General features: G+C 32.5%; 11 protein-coding genes and 3 tRNA genes. 9 read left to right on the top strand and 5 right to left on the bottom strand.

Features of this window, described 5'->3' with window-relative positions:
• The 5 genes from proS (at window position 1) to rpsT (ending at window position 2,269) form a co-directional block, all read left to right on the top strand.
• Window positions 1–1,479 carry a proline--tRNA ligase gene (gene proS, locus WN975_RS13205; RefSeq protein ID WP_337966946.1) on the top strand — a complete coding sequence of 493 codons (1,479 nt, stop codon included), beginning with the start codon at window positions 1–3 and terminating at the stop codon, window positions 1,477–1,479.
• 77 nt (window positions 1,480–1,556) lie between these two features.
• Window positions 1,557–1,628 (top strand) — tRNA-Glu (locus WN975_RS13200).
• Between the two features lie 45 nt (window positions 1,629–1,673).
• Window positions 1,674–1,745, top strand: a tRNA-Glu gene (locus WN975_RS13195).
• 45 nt (window positions 1,746–1,790) lie between these two features.
• Window positions 1,791–1,862, top strand: a tRNA-Glu gene (locus WN975_RS13190).
• Between the two features lie 155 nt (window positions 1,863–2,017).
• Window positions 2,018–2,269 carry a 30S ribosomal protein S20 gene (gene rpsT, locus WN975_RS13185; RefSeq protein ID WP_017495211.1) on the top strand — a complete coding sequence of 84 codons (252 nt, stop codon included), beginning with the start codon at window positions 2,018–2,020 and terminating at the stop codon, window positions 2,267–2,269.
• 91 nt (window positions 2,270–2,360) lie between these two features.
• On the opposite strand, the gene WN975_RS13180 is transcribed toward rpsT, so the two are convergent.
• Window positions 2,361–2,777: a response regulator gene (locus WN975_RS13180; protein ID WP_099709090.1), complete on the bottom strand. Its 417-nt coding sequence runs from the start codon at window positions 2,775–2,777 to the stop codon at window positions 2,361–2,363.
• 4 nt (window positions 2,778–2,781) lie between these two features.
• Entirely contained in the window at window positions 2,782–4,491 is a 1,710-nt protein-coding gene (locus WN975_RS13175) for a PAS domain-containing sensor histidine kinase (RefSeq protein WP_099709089.1), read from the bottom strand.
• A 168-nt stretch (window positions 4,492–4,659) separates the two neighbouring features.
• Here WN975_RS13175 and typA point away from each other — a divergent pair, with 168 nt between their 5' ends.
• Window positions 4,660–6,456, top strand: a complete 1,797-nt coding sequence (gene typA, locus WN975_RS13170; protein ID WP_337966945.1) for a translational GTPase TypA — start codon at window positions 4,660–4,662, stop codon at window positions 6,454–6,456.
• Window positions 6,457–6,565: 109 nt separating this feature from the next.
• Here typA and WN975_RS13165 read toward each other — a convergent pair whose 3' ends face one another.
• Genes WN975_RS13165 through WN975_RS13155 form a run of 3 tightly spaced genes read right to left on the bottom strand, consistent with a single transcriptional unit; the run spans window position 6,566 to window position 10,661 of the window.
• A complete protein-coding gene (locus WN975_RS13165) occupies window positions 6,566–8,896 on the bottom strand; it encodes a choice-of-anchor L domain-containing protein (RefSeq protein WP_337966944.1) in 2,331 nt (776 codons plus the stop codon).
• A 13-nt stretch (window positions 8,897–8,909) separates the two neighbouring features.
• Window positions 8,910–9,746, bottom strand: coding sequence for an ABC transporter permease (locus WN975_RS13160; protein WP_337966943.1), 837 nt, complete (start codon window positions 9,744–9,746; stop codon window positions 8,910–8,912).
• Window positions 9,747–9,749: 3 nt separating this feature from the next.
• Window positions 9,750–10,661: an ATP-binding cassette domain-containing protein gene (locus tag WN975_RS13155; protein ID WP_337966942.1), complete on the bottom strand. Its 912-nt coding sequence runs from the start codon at window positions 10,659–10,661 to the stop codon at window positions 9,750–9,752.
• 98 nt (window positions 10,662–10,759) lie between these two features.
• On the opposite strand from WN975_RS13155, the gene WN975_RS13150 reads away from it, so the two are divergent.
• From WN975_RS13150 to WN975_RS13140, 3 genes are all read left to right on the top strand, one after another.
• Window positions 10,760–11,812 (top strand): hypothetical protein, encoded by a 1,053-nt coding sequence (locus tag WN975_RS13150; protein ID WP_337966941.1) that lies wholly within the window; start codon window positions 10,760–10,762, stop codon window positions 11,810–11,812.
• 91 nt (window positions 11,813–11,903) lie between these two features.
• A complete protein-coding gene (locus tag WN975_RS13145) occupies window positions 11,904–12,764 on the top strand; it encodes a hypothetical protein (protein WP_337966940.1) in 861 nt (286 codons plus the stop codon).
• A 156-nt stretch (window positions 12,765–12,920) separates the two neighbouring features.
• A complete protein-coding gene (locus WN975_RS13140) occupies window positions 12,921–13,940 on the top strand; it encodes a hypothetical protein (RefSeq protein WP_337966939.1) in 1,020 nt (339 codons plus the stop codon).
• The last annotated feature ends 50 nt before the right edge of the window (window positions 13,941–13,990 follow it).

Here is a 13,990-nt window from a genome sequence, read left to right as displayed (position 1 = left end):
ATGAGCAAGAACCTCACAACAAGATCAGAAGATTATTCAAAGTGGTATAATGAACTGGTTGTAAAAGCAGATCTAGCTGAAAACTCAGGAGTTAGAGGATGTATGGTTATTAAACCTTACGGATATGCTATTTGGGAAAAAATGCAGGCGGAGTTAGATAGAATGTTTAAAGAAACAGGACATCAAAATGCATACTTTCCACTATTCGTGCCTAAAAGCATGTTTGAGGCGGAAGAAAAAAATGCAGAAGGATTTGCAAAAGAATGTGCTATTGTAACGCATTATAGATTAAAAAATGATCCGGATAAACCTGGAAAACTTATGGTTGATCCAAACGCTAAGTTAGAAGAAGAACTTATTGTTCGACCTACTAGTGAGGCAATTATCTGGTCTACTTATAAAGGATGGGTTCAATCTTATAGAGATTTACCTTTGTTGATTAATCAATGGGCAAATGTTGTTCGTTGGGAAATGCGTACGCGTTTGTTCTTGAGAACTGCAGAGTTTTTATGGCAAGAAGGGCATACGGCTCACGCTACAAAAGCCGAAGCGCTTGAGGAGTCTGTAAAAATGATGAATGTTTATGCTGATTTTGCTGAGGGTTTTATGGCAATTCCGGTTGTAAAAGGTATTAAGACAGAAACAGAACGTTTTGCAGGAGCTGATGAAACGTATTGTATTGAAGCTTTAATGCAAGACGGAAAAGCATTGCAAGCAGGAACTTCTCACTTTTTAGGTCAAAACTTTGCAAAAGCTTTTGATGTGAAGTTTGCAAATGCCGAAGGAAAACAAGAGCACGTTTGGGGGACTTCTTGGGGAGTTTCTACCCGTTTGATGGGAGCGTTGGTTATGACGCACTCAGATGATCAAGGATTGGTATTGCCTCCTAATTTGGCTCCAATTCAAGTTGTGATTGTTCCTATTTATAAAACAGATGAGCAATTGGCAGAAATTACAACTGCAGTAAATGATTTAACGGCTAAACTTAAGAAATTAAGAATATCTGTTAAATATGACGACAGAACAACTCAAAAACCAGGATTCAAATTTGCTGAATGGGAATTAAAAGGAGTTCCTGTTAGAATTGCTGTTGGACCAAAAGATTTAGAAAACGGAACTTTTGAAGTTGCAAGACGTGATACATTGACAAAAGAAACAGTTTCTGGTGAAGGAATTGTTACTTATATAAATGACTTGTTAGAGAAGATTCAAGCTGATTTATTTAACAAAGCATTAGACTACCGTAATACACATATTACAGAAGTAAATAGTTTTGAGGAATTTAAAGAAGTTTTAGATGGTAAAGGAGGGTTTGTATCTGCACATTGGGATGGAACTGCTGCTACCGAAGAAAAGATAAAAGATTTGACAAAAGCTACGATTCGTTGCATCCCTTTGGACGCTGTTGAAGAGGCTGGAACCTGTGTATTTACTGGTAATCCCTCTTCGAAAAGAGTGTTGTTTGCGAAGGCTTATTAATTTTTTTTAATTTTTTTTGCATCAGGTATTGTACATCTTAAAAATAGTTGTATTTTTGCATCCGCATTAGAGAAGCAGGCCCGTTCGTCTATCGGTTAGGACGCATGGTTTTCATCCATGTAAGAGCGGTTCGATTCCGCTACGGGCTACTACTTTTACTGCGAGAATGTTCTTGAAATACTGAGAATTAAAATGGTCCGTTCGTCTATCGGTTAGGACGCCAGGTTTTCATCCTGGTAAGGGGGGTTCGATTCCCCCACGGACTACAAATTTCAATTATATATAAATTGAAGAAAACTTAGAATGAATTTGGTCTGTTCGTCTAGGGGTTAGGACTCCAGGCTTTCGTCCTGGTAACAGGGGTTCGATTCCCTTACAGACTACAAAATTAGTTGTGAATAAGTTTTGTAAAATAAAGGTTGGTGTCTCGATTTTTATTTTATTAGTTAAAACCAAAGTGATTATTTTTATAATTGTGGGAGGTTTTTCTTTTTTAACTAGTATCTATAATAATTATTACATCTAAAATTAAAACAAAATGGCAAATCATAAGTCAGCATTAAAAAGAATCAGAAGTAACGAAAAAAGAAGAGTTCTTAACAGATATCAGCATAAAACTACTCGTAATGCTATTAAAGCGTTAAGATTAGCTACTGATAAAGCTGATGCATCTTCTAAATTATCAACTGTAATCTCTATGATTGATAAATTAGCTAAAAAGAACATCATTCATGATAATAAAGCTTCTAACTTGAAGTCTAAATTAACTAAACATGTTGCTAAATTGTAATTAATTACAATTTCCTAAAGATATAAAAAGTCCTCTTTTAGAGGACTTTTTTTTGTTTTACAGTCAAAGTGAAGTTCAGTGAATTTACTTCTTAAAGATCAATTTTCTTCTTTAGATATTCCAGCATTGGCTGTGTAATAGGTTTTGAAAGGAAATCAATTATAATAGGGTATTTTTTTGCTTTGGCTAAGTCGTCAGGATCTATTGTGGAGGATAAAACAATAACATTGGCAGTCTTATTAAATTCAGCGTAATCCTGAGATGTAAAATGGTCTAAAAACTCCCATCCACCCATAACCGGCATGTTTAAGTCTAAGAAAATCAACTCAGGTTTTTTGTTAACCTTGTTTTTATTGTTGGTATATTTTAAGGTGTTGAAGTGATGAAGTGCTTCTTCTCCGTTTTGAGCCGTAATAATTTCATTCGAAAACTCGGATTTTGCAATTACTTTTTTGCATAACATCAACGTGATAGGGTCATCGTCAATGCACAGAATTTGCTCGAGCATGATTTTAATTTTTAAAAGTTATTGTAAACGTGGTGCCTTTGTTCACCTCGCTGTCGATGCTGATTGTTCCTCCCATGGTTTCAACCTGTGACTTTACAAGATACAAGCCGAGTCCTTTACTGTCTGGGTAATTATGGAATCGTTGATATAATCCAAAAACTTTGTCGCGGTTTCTTTCTAAATCAATCCCAATTCCGTTGTCCTTAAAAGTTAATATTGCTTTGTGATCTATTTGTTCTGCAGTAATAGAAATTTTTAATTTTCTATTTTCTGATTTGTATTTTATTGAATTCGTGAGTAGATTAAGTAAAATGCTTTCAATATAAGCTTTGTTGGTGTTTAGTAATGGAACCCGATCAAATTTTAGTTTAATAATTGGCTTGTGTAATTCAATTTGAAATGATAATTGACTAAATACATTTTCGAAGACTTCTTTTAAGGAAACTTCCTCTTTTTGCATAGAAGGATTGTCTTTGATGATAATTACCTTTACCAGATCATTTATAGTTTCGTTTAGTAAATGTGTTGATTTGGTAAAGCCTCCCAGAATTTCTTCAAGTTCTTCGTTTTCTATAGGGATGTCTTCAATTAGATTCAAAAGTCCGATCAGGTTAGATAATGGAGCTCTTAAGTTGTGAGATGTGATATAAGAAAACTGTTTTAAATCTTTATTGTTTTGAGTTAATTCTCTAATAAGATGTTCTTTTTCTGTTTCTAATTTCTTTTCGTCTGTGATGTCTCTTTGTATTGAAATCCAGTGTGTGATAACACTTTCATTGTTGAAAATTGGAATCATGGAGAATCTTACCCAATATTCTTCCTTTTTTTTAGTGTAAGTAATGGTTTCTATTAAGCACTCTTCTTCATTTTTTATAGCTTTTAATAGTTTCTTTAATTCCTCAGAATCAGATTTTGGTCCTTTAAAGATGTTTGGAGATTTTCCGATAATCTCATTAGATTGATATCCTGACATTTGCGAAAATGCCGGGTTTACATATACGATTCGTGGTATTTTGCGATCAGCTGAATTTGCTTCTGTGATTAAAATTGAATCTCTGGATTGTGTAATTACAGTTTCTAAAAGTTTTAATCGCTGTTCTTCTTCCTTTTGTTTTGTAATATCCTGAATTGCTCCAATCATTCTGATGGCTCTTCCGTTTTCATCTTTTAATAGAAAACCTCTATCTAAAACGTATTTATAGGTTCCATCTGCACATCTGAAACGATATTGATCTTGCCATTTTTCCGTTTTTTGCTCAATAAAAGAGTATAATTTGATAGACATTCTAATGCTGTCTTCAGGGTGAATTTTGTCAAACCACCATTTAGATGTCTTTCCAACTTCGGCCGGATTATAACCAAAAATTCCTTCTATTCCTTTGTTCCAATTTATGCTGTCTTCCTGAATTTTCCAGTCCCAAATTGTGTCACTTGTTGCTTTTGCTACAATGTCATATTTTTCATTTGATTCTTTAATTTCTTCGTTTGTTTCTTTTAATTTTTTGAAAACTGCGATATTTTTTTTCTCGTTTTTGGATAGTATATAATTGAAGAATAGTGCGGTACTAATTATGAAAAAAATATCTTTAAAGAAAAAAACTAAATAATATTCGGTCTTAGAAAAGTAAGTAGTAAGTATTTTATGACAGACAATCGCCATAAATAACGATATGATAATATAGACTAGAGTAATTTGGATAGTTTTACTTTTCATTACTCAAATATAGTTAAATTAAGTATAATTAAACAATAACAAAAGTTCAAATTACACTTAAATTAATGCTGTTTTTGATGAACTAATTACTTGTCTATACGCAAACTATCGTCGAAACGTTTTTTATATCAAAATAAAGTGTACCTTTGCACCCATTAAAAATCACAGATGGAATCTATTAGAAACATTGCAATTATTGCCCACGTCGATCACGGTAAAACCACTTTGGTTGATAAAATTATGTATCACTGTCAATTATTTCGTGACAACGAAAACACAGGTGATTTAATTCTTGATAATAACGATTTAGAGCGTGAGAGAGGTATTACTATTACTTCTAAAAACGTTTCTGTTCAATATAAAGGAACAAAAATCAATATTATCGATACTCCTGGCCACGCGGATTTTGGAGGTGAAGTAGAACGTGTTTTGAACATGGCCGATGGTGTATGTTTGCTAGTGGATGCTTTTGAGGGTCCAATGCCACAAACTCGTTTTGTATTACAAAAAGCTATTGACTTAGGTCTTAAGCCATGTGTAGTTATCAATAAAGTTGATAAAGAAAACTGTACTCCTGAAGAAGTTCACGAAAAAGTTTTTGACTTAATGTTTGAATTAGGTGCTGAAGAATGGCAGTTGGATTTCCCAACAGTTTATGGTTCTGCTAAAAATAACTGGATGTCTGATCATTGGGAAAACGTAACTGATAATGTTGAAGCATTATTGGATATGGTTGTTGAAAATGTACCAGCTCCTAAAGTTTCAGAAGGAACACCACAAATGCTTATTACTTCTTTAGATTTCTCTGCATTTACAGGTCGTATCGCTATTGGTCGTCTTGAAAGAGGAGTTCTTAAAGAAGGTATGCCAATCTCATTAGTAAAAAGAGATGGTACTATATCTAAATCTCGTATCAAAGAACTTCATACTTTTGAAGGACTTGGTCGTAAAAAAGTACAAGAAGTTGTTGCTGGAGATATTTGTGCAATCATTGGAGTTGAAGGTTTTGAAATTGGTGATACTATCGCTGATTTTGAAAATCCAGAAGGTCTAAAAACGATTGACATCGATGAGCCTACAATGAGTATGTTGTTTACAATTAACGATTCACCATTCTTTGGTAAAGAAGGTAAATTTGTAACATCTCGTCATATTAGAGAAAGATTGACAAAAGAATTAGAGAAAAACTTAGCGATGAAGTTAGGTGAAACTGATTCTGCTGATAAATTCATGGTTTTTGGTCGTGGAGTACTTCACTTATCTGTTCTTATTGAAACAATGAGAAGAGAAGGTTATGAGTTACAAATCGGTCAACCACAAGTTATCATCAAAGAAGTTGATGGTAAAAAATGTGAGCCAATTGAGGAATTGACAATCGATTTACCAGAATCACTTTCAGGTAGAGCGGTAGAGTTTGTTACTTTGCGTAAAGGTGAAATGTTGAGTATGGAAACTAAAGGGGAGCGTATGATTGTGAAATTTAATATTCCATCACGTGGAATTATTGGATTACGTAATCAATTGCTTACTGCAACAGCAGGTGAGGCTATTATGGCACACCGTTTCATTGGATATGAGCCTTACAAAGGTGAAATCGCTGGACGTAACAAAGGTTCATTGATTTCTATGGAAAAAGGAAAAGCTATTCCTTATTCTATCGATAAATTACAAGATCGTGGTAAGTTTTTTGTTGAACCAAATACCGAAATTTACGAAGGTCAGGTAATTGGAGAAAACTCTCGTGCTGATGATATGTGTGTAAACGTAACGAAAGAGAAAAAACAATCTAACGTTCGTTCTTCTGGAAATGATGAAAAAGCTAGAATCATCCCACCAATCATTTTCTCTCTTGAAGAAGCTTTAGAGTACATTCAAAAAGATGAATATGTAGAGGTTACTCCAAAATCTATTCGTTTGAGAAAAATCTATTTGACGGAAACTGATAGAAAAAGATTTAAAATCTAATTTTATCTTTATATAAAAGTAAAAGCCATTCGATATCGAATGGCTTTTTTTATGTAATGTTAGTTTAAAAATTTTGATCTGAATTTCTTCTTTAATTGAAGTTGGGTAATTATCTTTTTAAACTAAAGTGACCTTTAATAGATTTTCCGTTTACAAGAACCAAGGTAAACCAATAATCATCTGATGGAAGTTGTTGCCCGTTAAAAGTTCCATTCCAGCCTGTGCTGTTTTGATCCATTTGTTTTAAAAGCTTTCCATAGCGATCAAAAATAGATATTTTATAATCAGGAAGCTGATCGAAATCTTTTACAAGCCATAAATCATTAAACCCGTCTCCGTTAGGCGTGAAAAACCTTGGATAATCCAGAACATAAAACAGAAAGGTATTAGAGGGACCACATCCGTTTTTGTCTCTTGCAACGGCATTGTATATTCCTGGATTTACATTTGAAAATGAAGGACTGTCCTGATAAGATATTCTGTCTATTGAGAATTCATAATTTCCAGTTCCTGTAAATTCAATTAAAACAGAGTTGTCTGCTCCTGAAAAATCTTTGATATAAACTTCAGTTATTGCTGCAGGTTCAGACTCAATTATTTTGAATTTTTTAGTTTTGCTACAACCATTTGCATCTTGTACAGTTACAGAATAATCTCCAGCGGTATCAACATCGATTTGATTTGCCATGCTGCCGGTACTCCATAAATAACTGCTAAAAGTATTTGCAACAGCTAATGTTGTAGAATCTCCTTTGCATAAAATTTCAGATTCATCTTGAAAGTTAGGCGGATCGAAAGTGTTTACTACAAGCGGGACAGATGTAATGCCGTAACAATCTGGTCCGTTGATAATACGAACATAAATTGTCTGATTAAAAGCAGTTGTGTTTTTATAAATATTTGGTAATCTATTAGTATCGGCTAAAGCGTCATTTTGAGATGAATAATAATAAGGCACTAAACCACTTGGTAAACCTTTAAGGACTTGTGGAGTAACTTTATTGGCAAGATCAAATTCGTAAAAGCCATCTTGTTTATCATCATAATCACAAGTTGCAATTGGGTTTTGATTTGGAATCGTTGCGCTTGAAATTTTTAATGTTACTTCAACAGTTTTGTAACAACCATATTTATTCTCAATTCTGGCAAAAACAATTTGATTGTTTGCTTTGTTAGTATATTTTGCAGGAGTTGCTATAGGTTTTGTCTTGTTCTGAGCATCTGCTAATGTTTCGTAGTAACCATTATTTGTAATTTCAGCAACATTGTTTTTTACAATATTATCAACTTTTGTTAAGTCAAAAATATTGATTCCGTCTGTATTGTCGTCGCATTGAATTAAAGAAGTATTAGTCGATAATATTTCTGCAGCAAATTCTATTTTAACTTCTCCGGTTAGCTTACATATCGAAGGCGTCAATAAACATTCAACACTATAAGTTCCAGATTCTGTTGGAGAGTATTTCGGACCATTTGCACCATTAATTAATAGTCCGTCTTTATACCATTTATAATTGTAAGTAGCAGCTAATTTTGTATCTAAAGTTACACTTTGTCCAAAGCAAATCGGATCATTGTTTAAAGATGTTTGATCTGGTCCAAAGTCAATTTTAGGTGTAAAACTACCAGCTTCTAAAAATACTGCTGAATCATAATATTGCTCTTTATCATCGGCAATAACAAGTTTTATATGGTATTTTTTTCCTGCAACTACTTTAGTTTGTGCATTCATTACAATGGTTTGTCCAGCATAATTTACTGGACTGGACGCTGTGTTTAGTCCATTGAAATATTTTTCGTTTTCAGCAGGACAACCCGGATAAGGGTCGCCATTAGCTGCTGTTCCTGGTACAATTAACGGACGAACATTCGTTGAAGAAAGTGGCGTAGTAGTGTTGGGTAAAACGGCTAAATTTTGATACGGATCACTTGTTCCTGCTTCTTTAATTAAGAAAGCAAATCCATCGGAATATTGACAAGGAAAAAAAGACTGATACTCATTCGAAGCAAAAATATAATTGAAACTTATAAAATCAGTTAAGGGAATAAAATCGAATTCTAAAGAGGTAGCATTTATAGAATTAATTCCCAGAATTTGATTTAAATCAGCATCACCTTTCCAATCTGTGCTTCCTCCTCCGTTACTTTTTATAAAAGGACCAACAGCATTTTCGCTCGTAGACGTAGTCAAAACAACTCCCTCAGCAAATGGAAAACTACTGCCGTTTGAATTAAAATAAGCAAAACTATTTTTTCCGGGAGTAAAAGCGTCACCACTTCCTGAGGTATTTGTGACTGAAACACAAGCACTTTTGACTAAAATATCGTTAATTAATTCCTGCGGAGTTTTTTGATCATTTACACTTATAACCTGTGCATGTATCTTAGAAGATAATCCACATAAAAACAAAACAAACAAAAGGCATATATAACGATTCATACTAGCAAATATACTATAAATCTCGATTTTTCAATAATTTATAAGAAAAGTATGTAAATAAATAGGTCCAGACCAAAACAATCAGAATTGAAAGATAGTGTACGCTATAATCTTTAGTGTTTTCAACGCCAATTTGCGTTCCTATACTTCTTATGACATTAAGTCTTGAAAAAGGTTCTATAATTAAATTTGACATGGCTTCAAGCGGAAGAAATCTTGTAATATAATCTCCAATATTGCTGTCAGGGAAAATTTTAAATACCAAAAGACCTTTAATAATTCCTTCGATTATGCTCCAAACCAAAAGAAAACCTAAGGCAAAAGCAGAACGTTTTACTAAAATACCCAGAAATAAACAGAAAGAAAAGAAACCAACTAGTTTTACAAAGAAAGCTAATAGGTAATCTAAATCCATAAAAACAACATCAAGTTCTGTATAAGATGAAAAGCTAAAACCTAGAATTAAACTCATCACAAAAACGAAAACTGTTGAGCATAAAGCAAAAAGAACGACTGTCAGAAATTTAGATAAAATGAATTCCTTTTTGCTTAAACCGTCAATTAGATTTTGTTTTAAAGTACCATAACTATATTCATTTGCCATCATCGAAACGATAACAATAGCCAGGAAAAGTTTCAGCAATGCTGCAACATAAGTATTGAAATGCCAGATATATGGGAAATTGAAAATACCCATTTCGGCAACGTGAAATTTAAAAGGACCAATATCAAATTTTATCGATGCAATTAATGCAATAAACGAAAGTAAAATGAAATAGGTTAAAGTAAGGACTTTACTGGCTTTGTTTTTCCAGATTTTTTGTAATTCTATAGATATAAGTCTTTTCATGGCTTAGTTGGTTTGGATAGTGGCGTTTTTGGTTAATTCTAAAAATTGTGCTTCAAGACTGTTTTTACGTTTTACTAAATGACTTAAAGCAATATTTTTAGAAAATAAATAGGAATTCAGTTCAGAAGCTGATAAATCTGATTTCAGATAAACCAAAATTTTTCCATCTTCCTCCGTAATTCTGTCCACAGCTTCATGGTTTTCCAAGACTGATTTTAGAGCTGAATTATCATTTGCCTGAAGTTCAAAGAAACCTTCATTTGCAGACATACTGTCAACAGAACCAGAATATAGAATTTCACCTTTTCTAAGAACAATTACGTGAGAACATACTTTTTCGACTTCATCTAATAAATGCGAAGCCAGTAAAATAGTCGTTCCTTGTGAAGCAATTTTTCTTATAATATCTCGAATCTGATGAATTCCCTGTGGATCTAAACCGTTTGTAGGTTCATCCAGAATCAAAATTTCGGGATCATTTAAAAGTGCCGAAGCTATTGCCAAACGTTGTTTCATTCCTAAAGAAAAAGTGCTGAACTTGCTGTCTTTTCTTTCGCTTAAACCAACAAGATCAAGCTTTTCGTTTATTTTAGCATAATTGATGCTTTTTATTTTACAAACCAATTTCAGGTTTTCTTCCGCCGTCATGTACGGATAAAAGTTAGGTCTTTCGATAATAGCGCCAACTTTTTTCAAGGCATCATGCGTTTGAACTTTTCCGTCAAACCAGCTGTAATTGCCCGAAGTTTTGTTTACAACATTCAAAACAATTCCCAAAGTGGTTGATTTTCCACTTCCGTTTGGGCCCAGAATTCCGTAAACGCGGCCTTTTTGTATTTCAAAAGATACATTTTTTAAGGCCTGAATGCGACCGTATCTTTTGTGAAGATTCTCAATAGTAAGTATGGTTTCCAAATTTATTTCGGTTTTAGTTTTAAGTATGACGATTCAATTGTTATATTGTTACGCTAAATTTTATTTAATGTAAATTTGTATTAAAGATATTTAAAAAAATGAGCGAACCTTTAATGGTTTTAAAAAAACCTTCCTATCCTTTAACGCAATCCTTGTTAAGTTATTTAGAACGATACGAACGAATTTCGAAAGTGTCAGTGTTCTATGATGATTTATTGCGTTTTTCAGGTTCTATAAATGTGTATGACAAAAATGAAAATGACACATTATGGATTCGGGTTTATTATAGCGAATTTGAAAGAAATGAGATCGATCTGAATCTGAAAAAAATCTATTCACTTTTGCATTCTGATGGAAATAGTGAGATCATTCAGTTCTTGAATATCGATGCGATTGATTATTGCACTTTTGGAAATTCGAAACCTTTTAGAATTAAAGTTCGAAATATTCTCAATGATAACTACGTCCATTTTTATATTAAAAAAGCTGATGCTTCAAGAATTTACGGTTTAGAATTAGAAGACATTCTTTCGCCGGATAAAATCAACTTTTTAGTTTATAAAGACACGCTGATAGAAGAACATATTATTGGGATTCCGGGCGATGTTTTTATGGACACATTATTGGATAATTGTACAGAAATGGAGAAATCGCAAATCGCAAAAGAATTTGTAAAGTTCAACGAGCGCTGTATGATTAGACTTCTTGGAGATATGCGTGCGTATAATTATGTAATAGTGCCAATTCACGATTTTGATCAGGTAGTTTACAAAATACGTCCAATTGATTTTGATCAGCAATGTTATGAAGGCAATTTTAAAGTTTATCGTCCACAGTTTTTCAAGGAAAATTATCCGATGATAAAACTAATTAAGGAGAAACTCGAAGAACGTTCGATCATTCAATATAAAGACGAAGAAAGAGCGATTCTTGCAAAACGTATCCATTCTGCCGAAAACAGAATCAAGAAACTATTGAATATTATGTGTCACGATACTATTTCGACAGAAGATCATTTGAATCAACTAAAAATGGAATTATACCGTTATACCAACGATATGAAATTCAAAAATGCAAGATCAATGGGACATGTTATGTTTGCAGCATTTGAATTTATTACACGTAACTTTAAAAACACAAATTTAGTATAGAAAAATATTTACCATATAAGTTATGTAAGTTAATAGAATAGAAAAACTTAAATTAACTTACATAACTTATATGGTTTAAAAAAACAGTATTATGAAAAAGTCTTTATTAGTAGTAACTTCAATTATTTTATTAGCTTGTCAGCAACAATCAAATACAGATTTTAAGACACTTTATTCGCTTCCTAAAAAGTTAAAAGAAGTTTCAGGAATTACTTATTTTCCGGAGACTAATTTGATTTATACTTTAGAAGACAGCGGAAATGCCAATAAAATCTATGCAATAAATTCTGAAGGAAAATTAAATAAAACCATCACTATCACAAACGCAACAAATGTCGATTGGGAAGACATTACAAAAGATAAAAGCGGTAATATTTATATTGGTGATTTCGGGAATAATGCTAATGAACGCAAAGATTTATGTATTTATAAAGTAAATAAAAATCAGCTGAATAAAGATTTGGCTGTAGCCGAATATAAAATTTCTTTCTCGTATCCGGAACAAACAGAATTTCCGCCAAAGAAAAGAGAAATGTTTTTTGACGTTGAAGGTTTCTTTGAACACGGAAATTACTTTTATCTTTTCACTAAAAACCGAAGCAAAAATTTTGATGGAACAGCTTTTATCTATAAAATTCTAAATGCTCCCGGAACACAAAAAGCGACCAAAATTGGAGAGTTTAAAACTTGTAATAATTACAATCATTGTGTTTTAACAAGTGCAACAATTAGTCCTGACGGAAAAAAAGTAGTCTTGTTAAGTCACGATAAAATTGTTTTATTCAAAGGTTTCAAAGGAGATTTGTTTCACAAAGGATCTCAAACCGAAATAAAACTAGATCACTTTTCGCAAAAAGAAGCAATAGTTTTCAAAGACAACAACACATTGCTTATCGCCGATGAAAAAACAAACAAAATAGGAGGTAAGGTTTACGAGTTTAAACTTAAGTAAGGTTCTCAGGTACTAAGATGCTAAGTTTCTAAGCTTAGAATAAGAAAACTTTAGCATATTAAAAATAAAAAAACAGCCACGAATTCGTGGCTGTTTTTTTTAACGATTTTTATTACATTTGGCGCACTTCAAGTAAAAAAATGAAGATCTCCTTTTATGAAAACCACTTTAGCGCTAATTATTTTTCTTTTCTTATTTCAATTTTCTTTTGCTCAAAATGGCGAAATCATCAACAAAGAAGCGATTCATTTTAATGTTAAAATCAATAATGATAGTATTGACTTTATTGTAGTTGACACCGTTTTTACAGCAAAAAAGCCAATTTTTTTATTCTGTCAAGGTTCTATGCCAATGCCGCTTTTTGTAAAACCCAAAGATGAACCAATGTGGATAATTGGTGGAGGAGTTACTAATTTTGACATTAAGGAGATTAAAAAACACTATCATTTGGTTGTCATTTCAATGCCAAAAACGCCTGTAATTGTTGAAGAGAAAAACCTGAATGAATCATATTGCTATATTCCAAATCCTGATAAACCAAAAGAGTTTGATGTGGAATATGAATTGTCTGATTATTTAGAAAATTATCAAAAACGCGCAAATGCTGTTCTTCATTATTTAAGAAAACAAAAATGGGTAGATAACTCAAAATTGATTGTTGCCGGACATTCTCAAGGCTCAAAAGTGGCATCTGCAATTGCAGCAAATAATAAAAAAGTAACTAAACTAGGTTTATTTGGCGCAAATCCGTTTGGGAGAATAGATCAAATGATAAGAGGTTATAGAAAAGAAGCTGAAGCTAAAAAAATAACCTGGCAAGAAGCTGATGAGAAAATCAACGAAAAATATGAAATGCTTCGGGAAGCGAATAATAAAGATTCTCTAAAAGCTAATCCTTATTTACTAGCCTGGAAATCTTTTTCTAAACCTCAAATAAACGATTGGTTAAAAATTGAAATTCCGACTTATCTTGCATACGGAACAAATGATATAGCTTCTGATTTATGCGATATAGTGCCTTTGTTTTATATTCAAAATTCAAAGAATAATTTAACCCTAAAAAGATATCCAAATTTAGAACATAATTTTTATGAAGTTAATGAAGATGGAAGAGCAAATTATGACAAAGAACATTGGATAGAAGTGATGAACGAATTCGTAAAATGGACTTTATAATAAAAAAGTTTGCCACTAATTTCACTAATTTACACGAATAATTAATTGGT

The sequence above is a fragment of the uncultured Flavobacterium sp. genome, from assembly GCF_951805225.1.
Classification (GTDB): domain Bacteria; phylum Bacteroidota; class Bacteroidia; order Flavobacteriales; family Flavobacteriaceae; genus Flavobacterium.
This window is presented reverse-complemented; position numbering and strand designations above follow the sequence as displayed.

Coding starts and splice junctions, on each gene's coding strand:
- proS (WP_337966946.1), top strand. CDS start 1: ATGAGCAAGAACCTCACAACAAGATCAGAAGATTATTCAAAGTGGTAT.
- rpsT (WP_017495211.1), top strand. CDS start 2,018: ATGGCAAATCATAAGTCAGCATTAAAAAGAATCAGAAGTAACGAAAAA.
- WN975_RS13180 (WP_099709090.1), bottom strand. CDS start 2,777: ATGCTCGAGCAAATTCTGTGCATTGACGATGACCCTATCACGTTGATG.
- WN975_RS13175 (WP_099709089.1), bottom strand. CDS start 4,491: ATGAAAAGTAAAACTATCCAAATTACTCTAGTCTATATTATCATATCG.
- typA (WP_337966945.1), top strand. CDS start 4,660: ATGGAATCTATTAGAAACATTGCAATTATTGCCCACGTCGATCACGGT.
- WN975_RS13165 (WP_337966944.1), bottom strand. CDS start 8,896: ATGAATCGTTATATATGCCTTTTGTTTGTTTTGTTTTTATGTGGATTA.
- WN975_RS13160 (WP_337966943.1), bottom strand. CDS start 9,746: ATGAAAAGACTTATATCTATAGAATTACAAAAAATCTGGAAAAACAAA.
- WN975_RS13150 (WP_337966941.1), top strand. CDS start 10,760: ATGAGCGAACCTTTAATGGTTTTAAAAAAACCTTCCTATCCTTTAACG.
- WN975_RS13145 (WP_337966940.1), top strand. CDS start 11,904: ATGAAAAAGTCTTTATTAGTAGTAACTTCAATTATTTTATTAGCTTGT.
- WN975_RS13140 (WP_337966939.1), top strand. CDS start 12,921: ATGAAAACCACTTTAGCGCTAATTATTTTTCTTTTCTTATTTCAATTT.